The following is a 16,287-nucleotide window of genomic DNA, read 5'->3' on the forward strand; positions in this document are numbered from 1 at the left end:
TGGTCCGCCCCGCGCGGATCATGGCGATTTGACCGGGAACCCGCTCCGCCGCCATGCCACACCGGCACGTCCAACGCACTGGCCCGTTCGCCCTGGCGCGCACCCTGGCCTGGCTGCGGCTGTGCGCCATCGCGGGGCAAAGCGTGGCGGTGCTGGTCTGCTCCGAATGGATGCACCTGGGGATACCACTGCTGCCCATGCTGCTCGGCATCGGCCTGCTCGCGGTATTCGGCGTTTTCGCCGCCTGGCGGCTGGGCCAGCCCTGGCCCTTGCGCGAATGGGAGACCATCGGCCACATCGCGGTCGACACGCTGGTACTGGGCTACCTGCTGTACTTCAGCGGCGGTGCCACCAACCCGTTCATCACCCTGCTGCTGGTGCCGATCGCACTCTGCGCGGCGGCGTTGTCCGTGGAGGCCCTGCTGGCGGTCTCGGTGCTGGCCGGGCTGGCCTATCTGCTGCTGCTGCGCTGGTACGTGCCGCTGCCCAGACCGGTACACGACAACATCGACTTCTCGCTGCACGTGATCGGGATGGCGGTGAACTTCATCATCACCGCCGTGCTGCTGGGCTTCTTCATCAACCGGCTGGCTTATGCATTGCGCCTGCAGCAGCTGGAAGTGCAACGCATACGCGAGCGGGCGCTGCGCGACGAGGGCATCCTCGCCATTGCGACCCAGGCTGCCGGTGCGGCGCACGAGCTCAACACACCGCTGTCGACCATGCGCACCCTGTTGCCCGAACTGCGTCACGAGCATGCCGGCGACACCTTGCTGGCCGAGGATCTGGCGCTGCTGGAGGGCCAGGTCGATCGCTGCCGCACGATCCTGCGTGAGATGGTGGCGTTCGGCAAGGCGCAGCTTTCACAGGAGCCGGAACGGCTCAGCGTGGCGCAATTCATCCATGGCTGCCTGGAACGCTTTCAACTGCTGCGGCCGGAGGCGGAGCTGGCCCTGACCCTGGACGAAGCGACCGGGCGAACCGTGCTGCGCACGCCGCCGGGCCTTCGCCACGCCCTGCTCAACCTGCTCAACAACGCCGCCGACGCCTCGGTCATCCGGCATTCCAACGCCGTGGCACTGCTGGTCTGCCGTGACGAGGGCTGGCTGCATCTGCGGGTACGCGACCATGGCCCCGGCTTTGACACGAACGGCGAATTCATCTTGCTCGGCTACTCGCAGAAGCCCGCGGGACTGGGTATCGGCCTGGCCCTGGCCGAAGCCACCGCCGAACGACTCAACGGTGAGCTGGTCGCGCACAATACGGAAGATGGCGCCGAGGTCTGTCTGCGCCTGCCGCTGGCGGTAGTCGCGGAAAAATAGGTCCCCGGCGCCAAAACACGGCGGACGTGCAAGCGAAAGCACTTCCGGCAAGAATGACGATTGATCCATTTCAGGAAGCCACAACATGACCGAGTTGCCTCAAGCCGCCGCGGCGCGTCCCCTGCTGCTGGTCGACGACGACGCCACCTTCCTGCGCGTGCTGGCGCGCGCACTCGGCTCGCGCGGCTTCGAGGTCATCACTGCCAGCAATTTCGACGAGGCCCGCGCGCTGACCCGCCGGCACCGTCCGCGCTACTGCGTGCTCGACCTCAAGCTAGGCGAGGAAAACGGTCTGCGTCTGATTCCCGAGCTGCATACCCTGGTCCCCGACCTGCGCGTATTGCTGCTGACGGGCTACGCCTCGATCGCCACCGCGGTGGAAGCGATCAAGCGCGGCGCCCACGACTACCTGGCCAAGCCGGTCGACGCCGATGCGGTGGTGCGCGCCCTGCTCGATGGCGACGGCGACACCGAGGACAGCGACCTGCCCGACGCCCCCGAGCAGCCACTGGCGCTGCGGCGGCTGGAATGGGAACACATCCAGCGCGTGCTGACCGAGTGCGACGGCAACATCTCCGAAACCGCGCGCCGTCTGGGCATGCACCGCCGTACCCTGCAGCGCAAGCTGAGCAAGCACCCGGTGCGTGAGCGGTCCGAACGGGACGACTGAAAGCAGCCAGGGCGCGCGTGCGGCTACGGAGAGACGCCGCTCTCCACCGGCAGCTCGGTGGTGCCATCGTCCTCGTCGCCGTAGATCGCCACGTGCGGCACCCCGTCACCGCCAATCCAGCCACGGTACATGCCGTCGGTATTGAACGGGATCGAGATGTGGCCTTCGGCGTCCAGCGCGATCGCACCGCCGTTGCCGCCCAATGCCGGAATTTCCTGGTTGATCACCTCGGCTGCGGCGCGCTTGATCGGCACCCGCACCTGGGTGACTTTCATGCAGATCTCATGCGCCGCCACGGTGCGGATATAGAACTCGCCCCAGCCGGTGGCGGAGACCGCGCAGCCGCTGTTGGCATAGGTGCCGGCGCCGATGATCGGTGAATCGCCGATGCGACCCCAGCGTTTGTCGGTCATGCCGCCGGTGGACGTCCCCGCGGCCAGGTGCCCTTGCGCATCCAGCGCCACCGCGCCCACGGTGCCGAAGTGTTTGGCCGTCTCGACGTCCCCATGCGGCTTCTTCGCCGCGTCCTCCTTCAACGCCTTCTGCAGTTGCTGCCAGCGCTCATCGGTGCGGAAATAGGCGGCATCGACCAGCGGCATGCCGATCTCTTTCGCGAACTCCTCGGCACCGTCGCCGGCCAGCATCACATGCGACGACTTTTCCATCACGGCGCGAGCCAGCAGGATCGGATTCTTCACCCGCTGCACGTCCGCCACCGCTCCCGCGCTCAGCGTGTTGCCGTCCATGATCGCCGCGTCGAGCTCGTTGCGCCCGTCATGGGTGAACACCGAACCCTTGCCTGCATTGAAGTTCGGATCGTCCTCCAGCACGACAAGCGCCGCCGCCACCGCATCCAGTGAACTCTTGCCCGCCTTGAGCTCGGCATAGCCGCTTTTCAGCGCCAGGGTGAGCGCCGCGCGAATCGCCTTCTCCCTGACGGGCGTCATCTCGCGCCTGATCACCCCGGCACCGCCGTGGATCACCAGTACGGGCGGGGTAGCGGCTTGGCTCATGCTGGCGATCCCAAGAGCGGCAACGGCGACGAGCAAACAATGCGGTTTCACACGGCGATCCCTCGATGGCTGCAGGAAAGTATAGCTAGCGGCAGCCTCCGCCCAGCACCGGACCCGTCACATCCACGGGAGGACTGACGCTGTGAGAACAGCATATTCCAGCCGATCGCCGCAGCAAGTGCCGAACTCAGGCGCGCCCGGTCTTTCCTGCGGCTTCCGCCGCACGTGCTGGACAGCCTTCCAATGGCGTCACGTCCATCACATAACGGGACCTTCCATCCAGAGTCCCGCCGTCAGCATGCAGGATTTTGCTGAACGCGCCGCTCAGGCGCTTCCTGGCAAGCAGTGCGTGACCGGCATCATAAATCGCCAGATCGACCTGCATCCGACGGTCCGGCGCCGGCTCCGCGGTCGCATCGACCATCCAGTCGTTGATCTTGAATGACGAGGTCTTGCCAGCCGTCGTGCACAACGTCAGCGTCGCCCGTCGCACGTTGGTACTGCGCCCCTCGTCGGTGGCCAGTTCGATCGCCATGTTGAGCTGGTATTCCCGCGTGGCCGGCGCGGCGACCGCAACCGGCGATGAAGCCGCGGCTGGGGCATCGCCGATATCGGCGAGTGGTATCCCGGCACAACCTGGCGTCGGCGTTATTCCGAGCTTGATTGTGTTGTCTTCGAGACGACTGTTGTCGAGACGACTGCCTTCGATCACCTGACCAAAAACGATGGCCGCTTGCAGCCCCGGCAAGGTGCGCACGACCGGCTTGCCGGACATCGTGCGCACCTTGCCGGCACCCCGGTCGAAGCGGGTACCGATCTGCGTGCGGATTTCAAGCTGCCCGTCAGCCACCGGCGATACCGAGAAACTGCCCAGCCACGAGAGCTTGTCGCCATCGGTGCCGCTCACCCGCGCAGGTTCGCCCGACTTCACGCAGCGGATAAAGTGCATCGCGTCCGGATGACCACCCATCGTCACGTCGATCTTCAGGGTGTACTGGCCGGATGTGCCCTTTCCACCTTGTGCTGGTGACGATGGAGTCGAGGCATACACTGCGCCTGCGACGAGTGTGACAGACAGGGCCATGAAGGCTGCGCCGCTGCGTTGGCGAGCGGGAGTGGGCTGCCTCAGTTTCAACATCGCAATGCGCTCCGTGATGGGATGACGCGGTGACCACAGGCAACCCACCGGCAACGCGAAAGCAGCCGACTGGGTCTTCAACATCGCATTCGCATAGCTGCGCCGCCGGGCACCGTGCTCACGCAGCACGGCGGCATCGCAGGCCAGTTCCTGATCATGACGCAGCGCGGCCAGTGCCCACCACGCCAGTGGATGGAACCAGAACATTCCCGCGACGATCTGCCCGAGCAGACACCACCAGCCATCACGGCGACACGCATGCATGGTTTCGTGGGCGAGGATCAAGGCCTGCTCGGTGGAGTCGTAACGCAACGCAAAATCCGACGGCAGCACGATTCGCGCACGCCATGCACCAACCAGCGCAGGCCCCACTTGCGGCGACGTTGCGCGCAACACTGGCCAGCGCGCGCCGACATCGCTGATCAACGTGGCACCCTGCAGGCGCCGGCGATAACGCCATTGCAGCCAGGCGGCGAGTGCCATGGAGATCGCGGCGCCAGCCAGCCAGCACATCAGCACGACGAGGCGCCAGCCGGGACTGCTTCCGGCGGCGTCAGGTACCGGCAGCGCCGCCGTGGCCGAGGTCACCGCATACACCACCGTCGGCATGGCGCCGAGTTGGGTCGCTGCAACATGTGGCAACTGGCTGGCCAGCATCGCCAGCGGCGGCAGCAACCACAGCGTGCAGGCGCGTTCGGCACCAAACAGCCGCCGGCAGGACCTGCGCAGCGCCAGCACCAACAGCACCCCTACGGTGAAAGCAAGCAGCATCAGCCAGCCATGTCCAAGCCAGTCGATGTCGAAGGGATCAGGACTGTTCATCGTCAAGATCCCTGAGCAACTTGCGCAGTTCGGCGATGTCCTTCTTCGACAGCTTGCGCTGTTCCGAGAAGTGCGCCACCAGCGGCGCCACCCGCCCGCCGAACAGGCGATCGAGCAGTCCCTTGCTCTCCTGCTGCACGTAGTCCTCGCGCGTCAGCAACGGGCTGTACAGGTAACGTCGCCCATCACGCTCGGCATGCACGGCTTTCTTCCTGAGCAGGCGGTTGAGCAGGGACTTCACCGTGCCCTCCTGCCAGTTCTGCGCCGGGCCCACCTCGGCAAGAATCTCCTCGGCCGCGCGTGGCGCCCTGTTCCACAGCACCTCCATCACCACTGCTTCCGCTTCGCTGATCGCCATGACGCACCGTTTACACATGTAAGTAAAGTGATGTTTACACGTGTAAATACTCTCGTCAAGCTCGCGTCGCGTGACTTGGCCTCGCCTGCCGATTCTGCCCTCCATGCAGCGGCAGGCTCCGGTGTCCATCGCCTGCGACCTTGGTACGAGGCGGGCCACGTTCAATCCGTCGTATCCTTGGCAGCTGACTCTCCTGCAGGAAGGCTTCCGATGGACAAGGTTTACCCAAGCGCCGCGAAGGCACTCGAAGGGCTGCTGGTCGACAACATGACGATTGCCGCCGGCGGCTTCGGCCTGTGCGGCATTCCCGAGAACCTGATCGGGGCCCTGCTGGAAGCCGGCACCCGGGGCCTGACCATCGTCGGCAACAATGCCGGCGTGGACGACTTCGGCATGGGCCCGCTGCTGAAGACCCACCAGGTCAAGCGCGTGTACGCCTCCTATGTGGGCGAGAACAAGGAGTTCGAACGCCAGGTGCTGGCCGGCGAACTGGAACTGCACCTGACCCCGCAGGGCACGCTGGCCGAGAAGCTGCGTGCCGGCGGTGCCGGCATCCCCGGCTTCTACACCCGCACCGGCTTCGGCACCAAGCTGGCCGAGGGCAAGGAGACCAAGGTCTTCAACGGCAAGGAATACGTGCTGGAAGAGGCGATCCACGCCGACCTGTCGATCGTCAAGGCGTGGAAGGGCGACGCCCACGGCAACCTGGTGTTTCACGCCACCGCGCGCAACTTCAACCCGATGATCGCCACCTGCGGCAATATCTGCGTGGCCGAAGTCGAGGAACTGGTGCCGGTCGGCTCGATCGACCCGGATGCGGTGCATGTGCCGGGCATCTACGTCGACCGCATCGTCCAGGGCGCGAGCTACGAGAAGCGGATCGAGTTCCGTACCATCGCCGGCGCCAATACCGGCAAGGAGAACCCGGTACGTACCGCGATGGCGATGCGCGCGGCGAAGGAACTGCGCGACGGCTACTACGTCAACCTGGGTATCGGCATCCCGACCCTGGTGGCGAACTACATCCCTGAGGGCATCAACGTGACCCTGCAGTCGGAGAACGGCCTGCTCGGCATCGGCCCGTTCCCGGACGACGCCCACGTCGATCCCGACCTGATCAACGCCGGCAAGCAGACCATCACCACCCTGCCCGGTTCGAGTTTCTTCTCCAGCGCCGACTCGTTCGCGATGATCCGCGGTGGCCACATCGACCTGTCGATCCTGGGCGGGCTGGAGGTGTCCTGCAACGGTGACCTGGCGAACTGGATGGTGCCCGGCAAGATGGTCAAGGGCCCGGGCGGCGCGATGGACCTGGTCAGCGGAGTCCGCCGCGTGGTGGTGCTGATGGAGCACAACGCGAAGGACGGTTCGCCGAAGATCAAGAACCAGTGCGACCTGCCGTTGACCGGCAAGCAGGTAGTCGACCTGATCATCACCGACCTGTGCGTGTTCAAGGTGCACAAGGTCGAGGGCCTGGTGCTGACCGAACTCAACGAAGGCGTCAGCGTGGATGACGTGAGGGCACGGACCGGCTGCTCGTTTGCGGTGGATCCTGCGCTGGCCGGCTGACCCGATATGGATGGGGTCGCCCCCATCGGCGCTAGCGCGCCCGGCGATCGCCCACGGTACCGATCGGCAGCGCATGCGGGAAACGGATGCGCGCGATGTTTTCCTGACCGGCAAGCGTCTGCAATTCCAGCGGCCAGCCAAACCGGTCGCTGATCTGCTGGGCGATCGCCAGTTCGAATCCGTGCCGATCGGCGCCATGCACCCGCAACGGGCGGGAGTCGTCGCCAGGCACATGCGGATCGGCATGATTGCTCACGGTGATCGCGCCGGGCATCACGCTGACCACCACGCTGCCCTGCTCGGTCTGCTGGCAGGCGTTGCGGATCAACTGCCAGCACAGCACCGAAAAGGCCTGCGCCGAGCCTTCCAGGGCGAAGCGGGCGGGCTCCTCCAGGCGCAGCTCGATCGGCCGACCGGCCAGCAGCTCGCGGACGGCCTCCAACTCCTGCTCCAGTACCTCATTGACCACGAAGCGTTCGTGATCGGTGGCGGAGTCGGCCTCGCGCGCAAGCACCAGCAGCGCCTCGACCAGCATTTCCAGCTCGCGCGTGGCGCGGCTGATCCGACGCACCGAGCGGACGCCAAAATCACTGAGGCCATCCTCCTCGGAGAGCATGTCGATCGACATCTTGATCACGGTGAGCGGACTGCGCAGCTCGTGACTGGCATCGCGGGTGAAGTTGCGCTCGCGCTGGTTGTAACCGGCGATGCGCGTGGCGAAGCCGTGAAGTCCCCGCGCCAGCGATGCCACATCGGCGTCGGTGCGGCGCGCCAGCCGGGTCGGCTGGAACGCTTCGGGATCGGGCTGCTCTTCGCTCCAGTGGTTGATCAGGTCAGCCAGCGTCCTGACCGGCCCCCATTCCCGCTGGATCGCAAGGCAGGCCAGGATGCTGGTGATCAGGATCAGCGCGATCACCGCTGTCCAGGGCGCCACGTTGTAGATGCCCATCGCACAGGTGATCACTACTGCCACGAACTGCAGGCCGAACACCCATGCGATACGCCGCTTGAAGGCACCCACGCGAAATGTGATGGCGCTCGTAGCCCTGCTGTTCATTAACCTTCGCCGTGTCGATGTCAGGCTGACTGGCTCGTCGACGCTACTTCTGATTCAAGATCCGCGAGGCGGTAACCGGCCGAATGGATGGTGTGTAGCAGAGGCCGCGCGAAGGGTTTGTCGATGACACGACGCAGGTTGTACAGGTGCGAGCGCAAGGTGTCCGAATCCGGCAGGGTGTCGCCCCAGATTTCTCGCTCGATATCGCGCCGGCTGACCACCCGCGGCGATTCGCGCATCAGGATCGCCAGCAACTTGAGCCCGATCGGCGAGACCACCAGTTCCTGGCCTTCACGGGTCAGCCGCAGCGTCGCCGTGTCCAGGGTCATGTCGCCGACGGTGAGCACTTCGGTGGAGACCTGGCGGCGATCGCGGCGGATCAGGGCGCGCAGGCGGGCCTCCAGCTCGCGTACCTCGAACGGCTTCACCAGGTAGTCGTCGGCACCCGCTTCCAGGCCGACCAGCTTGTCTTCCAGCGTGTCGCGTGCGGTGAGCATCAGCACCGGAGTGGACTTCTTCGCCTCCTTGCGCAACTTGCGGCAGACTTCCAGCCCGTCCAGGCCAGGCAGCATCAGGTCCAGCACGATCACGTCGTAGCTGTTGGATACCGCCAGATGCAGACCGCTGACGCCATCGGCGGCATAGTCGACCGAATAGCCGCGCCGTTCGAGGAACTCACCCACCATCTCGGCGATCTGGCGATTGTCCTCCACCAGCAGAATCAGTCCCGCTTGCTCGTCATGTACTGTCATGTCTATCGTCCTCACCGTCCGGGCTTCACATATGTGAAGATCTAATCGTCCAGCGGGTGAGGAGAATGTGAAATCGTCGCCCACGGGCGGGGACAGGTGGCGCCGATCGCTCAATGCAACAGCGGCTGCAGCGCTTTCCACACCGTTTCGAGCACCTTCGGTTCGGCACTGGCCACCGGATGCAGGCCGTCTTCCTGCATCTGCGCGGGATCCAGCGCGACGCCCTCGAGCAGGAACGGCACCAGCGCCGTGTGGCGGGTGCGTGCCAGATCGGTGTAGATCGCGCGAAGGCCGTCGCGGTAACGCGGGCCGTAATTCACCGGCAGCTCGATGCCAAGCAGCAACACCCGTGCGTTCGACTGCCGGGCCAGCTCGATCATGGCCGTCAGGTTGTCGCGCAGGGCCGGCAACGGCAGGCCGCGCAGGCCGTCGTTGGCGCCCAGCTCGATCACCAGCACCGCCGGATGGTATTTCTTCAGCAGCGCCGGGAGCCGGTTGCGACCACTGAGCGAAGTCTCGCCGCTGATGCTGGCATTGATCGCCGTCCACTTCGGCACCATCTTGCCCAGACGCACATCGAGCAGATGCACCCAGCCCGACTCAACCGGTATGTTGTGTGCCGCGGAGAGCGAGTCACCCAGCACCAGCACGGTTTTCGGCGCGGCCGCCTGCGCGCTGCCGAAACCGCAAAGCAGCAACCCGCACAGCAGCAACCCGCCAGGATATCGACGCATGAGTGATTCTTCCCGTCTTCTTCTTCAGGCCTGCGATGTTAGCAAGTCGGTCAGCGGCCCCGAGGGGAAACTGGAGATCCTGAGCAAGGTCAGCCTGCAGATCCAGCCGGGCGAGAGTTTCGCCATCGTGGGCGCTTCCGGCTCCGGCAAGACCACCCTGCTCGGCCTGCTGGCCGGGCTGGACGTGCCGGACAGCGGCAGCATCAAGCTGGACGGTCATGCGTTGGATCGGCTGGACGAGGAGGCACGGGCCGACCTGCGCCGGCAGCTGGTCGGCTTCGTGTTCCAGTCATTCCATCTGCTGCCCGCGCTGACCGCCGAGGAAAACGTGATGCTGCCGCTGGAGCTCGAGGGCAACAGCGCGGCACGCCAGCGTGCCCGGGAGGCGCTCGAGGCGGTGGGACTGACCCCGCGACGCCGGCATTACCCGGCCCAGCTTTCCGGCGGCGAGCAGCAGCGCGTGGCGATAGCGCGCGCCTTCGTGCATCGCCCGCGGGTCCTGTTCGCCGACGAGCCCACCGGCAATCTCGACCAGCGCACCGGCCACCACATCTGCGATCTGCTGTTCGCCCTGAATCGCGACCATCGCACCACCCTGGTACTGGTGACCCACGATGCCGCGCTGGCCGCCCGTTGCGACCGCGGGATCGAGCTGGACGAAGGCCGCGTGGTGGCCTCCCCCTCCGACGCGAGCGTCCGCGCATGAAAATGCTGCTGCTCGCCTTGCGCAGCCTGCGCCGCGAATGGCATCTGCCGGAACTGCGCACCCTGGCGGCGTCGCTGGTGCTGGCCGTGGTCGCGCTGGGCGTGGTCGCCACCCTGGCGACCCGGATCGAGCGCGGCATGCTGGCCAGTGCCGCCGAACTGATCGGTGGCGACATCGGCATCAGCTCGCCGCAGGCGCTGCCGGACGACTTTGCCGCCGCCGCCCGGCGGGATGGTCTCGAGGTTACGCGCACGGCCGGCTTTCCCAGCGTGGCGTTCGCCCGCCAGCAGACCCAGCTGCTGGACGTGGAAGCCGCCGATTCGCACTACCCCCTGCGCGGCACGCTGGAGTTGAGCGACGCGGCAGGTCGCAGCTATCACGGCCATGCCCCCGCGGCGGGTCGCGTCTATCTCGATCATCGCGCCCTGGTGGCGCTGAATCTGAAGGTCGGCCAGCCGGTGCAGCTGGGCGGCCGTGAGCTGACGATCGGCGCCGAACTGCTGCGGCAACCCGACGGAGGCGAATTGCTGGCGCTGGCGCCGCGCGCGCTGATGAGCCTGACCGATGCGGAACAGGCCGGCCTCTTGGGCGTCGGCAGCCGCGCCCGCCATCGCCTGCTGCTGGCCGGCGAACCCGGAGCCGTGCAGCATTGGCGCGACTGGGCACAGACCGTCACCCTGCCGCAGGGCGCCCAGCTGATCACGCCGGAACAGACCCAGCAGCGCATGCGTTCGGCGTTCGATCGCGCCGGGGCGTTCCTGCGCCTGACCGCCCTGCTGTCCGCGCTGCTGGCCGGCATCGCCATCGCGTTGTCGGCGCAGCGCTATGCGCGACGCAAGACCGCCGAAGTGGCGCTGCTGCGCGCGCTGGGAACATCGCGTCGGCGCGTGCTGGGACTGCTGCTCGGCACCCTGGCTGCACTCGCCCTGCCCGCGACCACACTCGGCCTGCTGCTCGCGCTGGGACTGTCGCAACTGGCCTGGCTGCTGGCCAGCCAGCTGTTCAGCAGCGTCCCCACCGTGTTGCCGCTGGCGCCATCCTTCGCCGCCGCCGCGATGGGTATCGCGGTGCTGCTCGGCTTCGCCCTGCCGCCGCTGGCCCGGCTGGCCGAGGTGCCGCCGGTCGCCGTGTTTCGCCAGAGCATGTCGCGGCGCGTGCGGCGCTTCGACGGGCTGTACCTGATCCCCGTGCTGGTGGCCCTGGGCCTGATCTGGAGCCAGAGCAGCTCGCTTACCCTGGCCGGCATTCTTGCCGCCAGCCTGCTCGGCGTGGCACTGGTGGCCGCCCTGCTGGCTGCCCTGCTGCTGTCGCTTGCCCGGCGCATCGCCCCCGGCGTGCATCCCGCGCTGCGCCTCGGTCTCGCCGCGCTGGCGCGGCGACGCACGCTGAGCCTGATCCAGGCCACCGCGCTCAGCCTGGGCTTGTGCGCGCTGCTGTTGCTGGCGATCGTGGCGCCGGCGCTGCTGCAGGGCTGGCGGCAGGAATTGCCGGCCGATACGCCGAACTGGTTCGCGCTGAACCTGCAGGACGATCAACGCGCGGGCTTCGAGCAGGCACTGCACCGCATCGGCGGCGACCAGCTCAACATGCTGCCGCTGGCAGTGGGCAAGCTCACCGCGATCAACGGTCGGCCGATCGACCAGCTCGACTTCCAGGACGCGCGCGCGAAGGAATGGGCGGATCGGCAGTTGCGGCTGTCATGGTCCAGCGATCTTCCGCCGGCGAACGAGGTGATCGCCGGCCATTGGCAAGGTGCCCACCCGGCCCGGGCCGAGGTCTCGATCGACACCATGTGGCGCGACATGTTTGCGCTGAAGCTGGGCGACACGCTGAGCTTCAACGTCGGCGAAGGCCGCATCGACGCGACCGTCAGCAGCATCCGCAAGGTCGACTGGAGCTCGTTCCGGGTGAACTTCTTCCTGCTGCTCGATCCGGCCCATGCCGGCGAACTGCCGCACACCTGGCTGGCCAGTTTCCATCTGGCGGCGAACCATGCCGGCGGGCTGGCGCAGCTGTCGCGCGACTACAGCAACCTCAGCCTGATCGACGTCGACGCGCTGCTCGACCGGGTGCGCGAGATCGTCGATCGCGTCGGCAACGCCGTGCGCTGGATTCTCGGCTTCAGCCTGCTCGCCGGTGCGCTGGTGCTGGCTGCCGCGCTCGCCGCCAGCGCGGCCGAGCGGCGCCACGAGGCGGCCCTGCTGCGCACGCTGGGCGCGCGTCGAAATCAGCTGCGCGTGGCGGCGGCCTGCGAGTTCGCCCTGCTCGGCCTGGTCGCCGGCCTCACCGCCGCGCTTGGCGCCGGCGGCGCCGGACTGTGGCTGGGCCACGCGGTGTTCCACATCGAGGGCTTCCTGCCGCCGCTGTGGCCGCTCGGGCTCGCTGCGCTGGCGGCCGCGCTGGTGGTGATGCTGCTCGGGCTGGCCGGCACCCGCAAGGTCACCCGCACGCCACCGATGCGCCTGCTGCGGGAGAGCTGATGGGCGGAACAGAACCATCGTCGTCGAACGGCACACTCTCTCCGGTGCCTGTGGGAGCGGCTTCAGCCGCGATGCTCTTGCAGCGATCCACGCAAATCGCATCGCGGCTGAAGCCGCTCCCACAGAAGCCACTCCCGGCATGGATGCTTCCTCGTGAGCTCTGATGAGACGGCTGCAACTGGCTGGCCTGCGCGCCTGCAGGCCGAATGGCTGTTGCTGTTGTTTGGCGCCGTGGCGATCGCGCTGGCGCTGCTCGACCCGCAACCGCTGGCCAGCTACCAGCGCTGGCTGCAACTACCGACACTGAGCGGCCTGCTCGGCCTGCTGATCGCGATCCAGGGCATCCGCGACAGCGGGCTGGTGCAGCATGCCGCTGCCGTATTGGCAGCGCGCACGCATTCGGTGCGCAAGCTGGGCCTGCTGCTGGTGACCGCCACGGCGCTGCTGTCGATGGTGCTGACCAACGACGTGAGCCTGTTCCTGATCGTGCCGCTGACCGTGGCGATCGGCGGCATGTCGAATCTCCCGGTGATGCGCATGGTGGTGCTGGAGGCGCTGGCGGTGAACGCCGGCTCCACGCTCAGTCCGATCGGCAATCCGCAGAACCTGCTGCTGTGGCAGGTCGCCCGCATCCGGTTTCTCGATTTTGTCGCCGCGATGCTGCCGGCAGCGAGCGTGATGTTGCTGCTGGTGATCGCGCTGACCTGGCTGTGGTTGCCGCGGGACCGGGTCGATCTGGATGTGTCGCAGATCGACCGCCGGGGGAACTCGGTTTCGCTGGCCCTGCTGTCCGCCATCGCGCTGGCGACGATGGTGCTGATGATGGAACACGGCCATGCCGAACTCGGCGCACTGATGCTGCTGCTGCCGTTCGCCCTGATCAGCTGGCGCACGCTGGCGGATCTGGACTGGCTGCTGCTGCTCACGTTTGCCGCGATCTTTCTCGGCCTGGGCCACCTTGCCGAACTGCCGCTGGTCCGTCACGCACTGGATCGATTCGACTTCGGCCAGCCGCTGACGCTGTATGCCGGCGGCATCGTCGCCTCGCAGCTGATCAGCAATGTGCCGGCGACGGTGTTGCTGCTCGATCGCGCACCCGATCCGATCGCGCTGGCGGTCGCGGTGAACGTAGGCGGCTTCGGCCTGGCGATCGGCTCGCTGGCCAACCTGATCGCCCTGCGCCTGGCGAAGCAGCCGCAGGGTCTGCGGCTGCTGCACCTGGTGTCGATACCGTTCCTGCTGGCATGCGCACCGCTGGCCTGGCTGGCGTGGCGCTGGCTGGGCTGACCAACCGCCACGCGGCCCGGTCAATCGTCGTCGTGCGGCACGCTGACCTTGCCGCCGATGGCGGAATGGCTGACGTCGCCGCTGCCCTTGGCGCCGAGGCTGAAGTCGCCGGTCACGTCGCTCACCGTGAGGTCGCCGGAGCCGAGCGTATCGGCCTGCACACTGCCACCGACCTTGCGCAATACCACGTCGCCCGAGCCGATGCTGCCGATCCTTGCATCGCCCTTGACGCCCTCGACCTTGAAATCGCCGGAGCCGACCGAGCCCAGGTCCAGACTGCCGACATCGGTCGCGTCCACGTCGCCGGAACCCACGCTGGCGCCGAACTTGCCGGCGATCTGCCGCACATGCAAGTCGCCCGATCCGACCTGGCTTTGCAGTTGCTGCACGCCACGGACATCGGCATCGCCGGAACCCACGCTCAGGGTTACCGGCAGGCTGGCCGGCAGTTGCACGGCGACTTCGAGGTTCGCGTAGGAACTGCCGAACAGCCCGAACGAAAAATGATTGCCACCGCCGATATCGAGCAGCAACTGGTCGCCTTCGCGTCGCTGGGTGACCTGCAGGTTGTCCAGCGCCGCCTTGTCCGAGGCACAGGCACGGCCGTTGAGGCTGAGGCCCTTGCTGCTGTCGCTGCCGATCAGGTGCAGGTCCTGGCTGTGCACCTCGATCTGCACCGCCCGCACGCCAGTCAGGTCGAGCTGGAGGTTACGCGGCGCCTCGAACTTGCAGGGGGTGGCGAACGCGGCGAACGGGGCGAGCAACAGGACGGCGAGGGGAAAGCGGTACATGGATGGACTCCCGTGGTGGTTGACCGTCCTGAGATGCAGCCGAGCCGGAAAGGGTTGCAAGCTGACGCCCGGGTAACCGGCCATGTCAACGCGGATCGCGCGAAGGCGTTTTGCCGTGTACTCACCCAAGGAGAGTGATCATGCATCGCAAGACCCTGCTCGCTTCTGCACTGGCCGTCCTGATGGCCGGCTCGACTGCCCTGGTCATCGCCCAGGACGCCCCGCCGCCACCGGCCGCCACTCGCCCCATGGCCGACCATGGCATGCCCGGGCACCACGGCGATCGCCATGATCACGGCATGCGCGGCCACGGCCGCGACGACGAGCACGGCGGCGTGATCGGCGACCTGCGCGGGCTCGAGCGCCTGTACATGATGTCCGGTCGCGGCAAGGACATGGCCGCGGTATACAACGAGGTGCTGGCCAAGTCACAGGATCCGCGTGTGCGCGACTACGCCTACCGGCATCTGGCCCGGCTGCAGGCGCGCCCGGCGAATGTGGACCAGGCCATCGCCACGATGCGCAAGGGGCTCGATGAGAGCCTGGCCAACGAGGCGAAGATGCGGGCCGAACGGGAGAAGATGCGCGAGGCGTGGAAGCAGCACCGCGACAGCGTGGCGACACCTTCAGCCGGCGAGTAAGCCCGCCCTGCCTGGCCCGGGCACACAAGGCCAGCTGTTCGCGCCCCGGCCATCGCCGGGGCGCGAACTCACTTCCCGCGTTCCGTCGCCTTGGCGCGTTGCCACAGCTGTTCCTGCTCGCCCAGGCTGCGTTCACCGAACGCCCCACCTTCGGCCGCTGCGAGCCGCTCCATCTCGCGAAAACGCCGCTCGAACTTCGCATTCGCATGCCGCAACGCCCGCGAGAAATCGACGCCGGCATGACGCGCCAGATTCACCGTCACGAACAGCACGTCGCCGATCTCGTCTTCCAGCCGCGCCGGATCGGCACCGTTGGCGAACTCGGCGCGTACCTCTTCGATTTCCTCGGCCAGCTTGGCCAGCACCGGCTGCGGATCGGGCCAGCTGAATCCTGCGCTGGCAGCGCGTTGCTGCAGCTTCATGGCACGCTTCCATTCCGGCAATCCGCCCGAGACTCCAGCCAGCACGCTGTGGTCGACCGGGTCGCCCCGGCCCGCGCGTTCGACCGTCTTGATGTCCTCCCACGCCTGATTCTGTGCCGCGGCGTCGGCGTAGCGCACGTCGCCGAAGACATGCGGGTGGCGCCGCCGCATCTTCTCGCTGATCGCATGCACCACATCGGAGAATTCGAATCGCCCGGCTTCCTGCGCCATGCGCGCATGGAATACCACTTGCAGCAGCAGATCGCCCAGTTCATCGCGCAGGTCGTCGAAATCGCCGCGGTCGATCGCATCGGCGACTTCGTAGGCCTCTTCGATGGTATAGGGCGCGATCGAGGCGAAGTCCTGCTGCACGTCCCACGGGCAGCCCCGCTCCGGATCGCGCAGGCGCGCCATGATGGCCAGCAGGTCGTCGAGGGTGTGGCGGGTCATGACAGGGGACGAGCAACGAGTGCAGAGGAGTGAGAAATGAGAGTCATCGATGATTGACCCCGCCCGAACTTGCTC

Annotated in this window: 15 protein-coding genes and 1 pseudogene; 8 read left to right on the top strand and 8 right to left on the bottom strand. The window is 66.9% G+C overall.

Going from position 1 to position 16,287, the window contains the following annotated elements; translation table 11 throughout:
* Positions 1–53 precede the first annotated feature (53 nt).
* Together ACFPPA_RS13020 and ACFPPA_RS13025 are read left to right on the top strand one after the other, a co-directional pair.
* Positions 54–1,322 carry a HAMP domain-containing histidine kinase gene (locus ACFPPA_RS13020; protein ID WP_377320506.1) on the top strand — a complete coding sequence of 423 codons (1,269 nt, stop codon included), beginning with the start codon at positions 54–56 and terminating at the stop codon, positions 1,320–1,322.
* Positions 1,323–1,407: 85 nt separating this feature from the next.
* Positions 1,408–1,992 (top strand): response regulator transcription factor, encoded by a 585-nt coding sequence (locus ACFPPA_RS13025; protein ID WP_377320508.1) that lies wholly within the window; start codon positions 1,408–1,410, stop codon positions 1,990–1,992.
* A gap of 23 nt (positions 1,993–2,015) precedes the next feature.
* On the opposite strand, the gene ACFPPA_RS13030 is transcribed toward ACFPPA_RS13025, so the two are convergent.
* The 3 genes from ACFPPA_RS13030 to ACFPPA_RS13040 form a co-directional block, all read right to left on the bottom strand.
* Positions 2,016–3,005, bottom strand: a complete 990-nt coding sequence (locus ACFPPA_RS13030) for an isoaspartyl peptidase/L-asparaginase family protein (RefSeq protein ID WP_377320510.1) — start codon at positions 3,003–3,005, stop codon at positions 2,016–2,018.
* Positions 3,006–3,192: 187 nt separating this feature from the next.
* Positions 3,193–4,965, bottom strand: coding sequence for a M56 family metallopeptidase (locus tag ACFPPA_RS13035; protein WP_377320512.1), 1,773 nt, complete (start codon positions 4,963–4,965; stop codon positions 3,193–3,195).
* A complete protein-coding gene (locus tag ACFPPA_RS13040; protein ID WP_377320514.1) occupies positions 4,952–5,323 on the bottom strand; it encodes a BlaI/MecI/CopY family transcriptional regulator in 372 nt (123 codons plus the stop codon). Before ACFPPA_RS13040 ends, ACFPPA_RS13035 begins: the two co-directional genes overlap by 14 nt.
* Before the next feature lie 210 nt (positions 5,324–5,533).
* On the opposite strand from ACFPPA_RS13040, the pseudogene ACFPPA_RS13045 reads away from it, so the two are divergent.
* Positions 5,534–6,169, top strand: a pseudogene (locus ACFPPA_RS13045) (CoA transferase subunit A); the annotation flags it as partial.
* Between the two features lie 93 nt (positions 6,170–6,262).
* Positions 6,263–6,892 carry a 3-oxoacid CoA-transferase subunit B gene (locus ACFPPA_RS13050; RefSeq protein WP_377320719.1) on the top strand — a complete coding sequence of 210 codons (630 nt, stop codon included), beginning with the start codon at positions 6,263–6,265 and terminating at the stop codon, positions 6,890–6,892.
* Between the two features lie 31 nt (positions 6,893–6,923).
* Here ACFPPA_RS13050 and ACFPPA_RS13055 read toward each other — a convergent pair whose 3' ends face one another.
* From ACFPPA_RS13055 to ACFPPA_RS13065, 3 genes are all read right to left on the bottom strand, one after another.
* A complete protein-coding gene (locus ACFPPA_RS13055; RefSeq protein WP_377320516.1) occupies positions 6,924–7,949 on the bottom strand; it encodes a sensor histidine kinase in 1,026 nt (341 codons plus the stop codon).
* A 20-nt stretch (positions 7,950–7,969) separates the two neighbouring features.
* A complete protein-coding gene (locus tag ACFPPA_RS13060; protein ID WP_377320518.1) occupies positions 7,970–8,701 on the bottom strand; it encodes a response regulator transcription factor in 732 nt (243 codons plus the stop codon).
* A gap of 110 nt (positions 8,702–8,811) precedes the next feature.
* A complete protein-coding gene (locus ACFPPA_RS13065; protein WP_377320520.1) occupies positions 8,812–9,435 on the bottom strand; it encodes an arylesterase in 624 nt (207 codons plus the stop codon).
* On the opposite strand from ACFPPA_RS13065, the gene ACFPPA_RS13070 reads away from it, so the two are divergent.
* The 3 genes from ACFPPA_RS13070 (at position 9,434) to ACFPPA_RS13080 (ending at position 13,908) form a co-directional block, all read left to right on the top strand.
* The gene (locus ACFPPA_RS13070; protein ID WP_377320522.1) at positions 9,434–10,141 is read left to right on the top strand and encodes an ABC transporter ATP-binding protein; all 708 of its coding nucleotides are present in this window, start codon (positions 9,434–9,436) and stop codon (positions 10,139–10,141) included. The genes ACFPPA_RS13065 and ACFPPA_RS13070 overlap by 2 nt on opposite strands.
* Entirely contained in the window at positions 10,138–12,621 is a 2,484-nt protein-coding gene (locus ACFPPA_RS13075; protein WP_377320524.1) for an ABC transporter permease, read from the top strand. The genes ACFPPA_RS13070 and ACFPPA_RS13075 overlap by 4 nt, the downstream gene beginning before the upstream one ends.
* A gap of 153 nt (positions 12,622–12,774) precedes the next feature.
* The gene (locus tag ACFPPA_RS13080) at positions 12,775–13,908 is read left to right on the top strand and encodes an SLC13 family permease (protein WP_377320526.1); all 1,134 of its coding nucleotides are present in this window, start codon (positions 12,775–12,777) and stop codon (positions 13,906–13,908) included.
* Positions 13,909–13,928: 20 nt separating this feature from the next.
* Here ACFPPA_RS13080 and ACFPPA_RS13085 read toward each other — a convergent pair whose 3' ends face one another.
* A complete protein-coding gene (locus tag ACFPPA_RS13085) occupies positions 13,929–14,699 on the bottom strand; it encodes a DUF4097 family beta strand repeat-containing protein (RefSeq protein ID WP_377320528.1) in 771 nt (256 codons plus the stop codon).
* Positions 14,700–14,839: 140 nt separating this feature from the next.
* On the opposite strand from ACFPPA_RS13085, the gene ACFPPA_RS13090 reads away from it, so the two are divergent.
* A complete protein-coding gene (locus ACFPPA_RS13090) occupies positions 14,840–15,340 on the top strand; it encodes a hypothetical protein (protein ID WP_377320530.1) in 501 nt (166 codons plus the stop codon).
* 68 nt (positions 15,341–15,408) lie between these two features.
* Here the strand turns inward: ACFPPA_RS13090 and mazG are convergent, their stop codons facing one another.
* A complete protein-coding gene (mazG, locus tag ACFPPA_RS13095; RefSeq protein WP_377320532.1) occupies positions 15,409–16,212 on the bottom strand; it encodes a nucleoside triphosphate pyrophosphohydrolase in 804 nt (267 codons plus the stop codon).
* Between the last annotated feature and the right edge of the window lie 75 nt (positions 16,213–16,287).

Source organism: Rhodanobacter ginsengisoli (assembly GCF_042657065.1).
Taxonomy (GTDB): Bacteria; Pseudomonadota; Gammaproteobacteria; order Xanthomonadales; family Rhodanobacteraceae; genus Rhodanobacter; species Rhodanobacter ginsengisoli.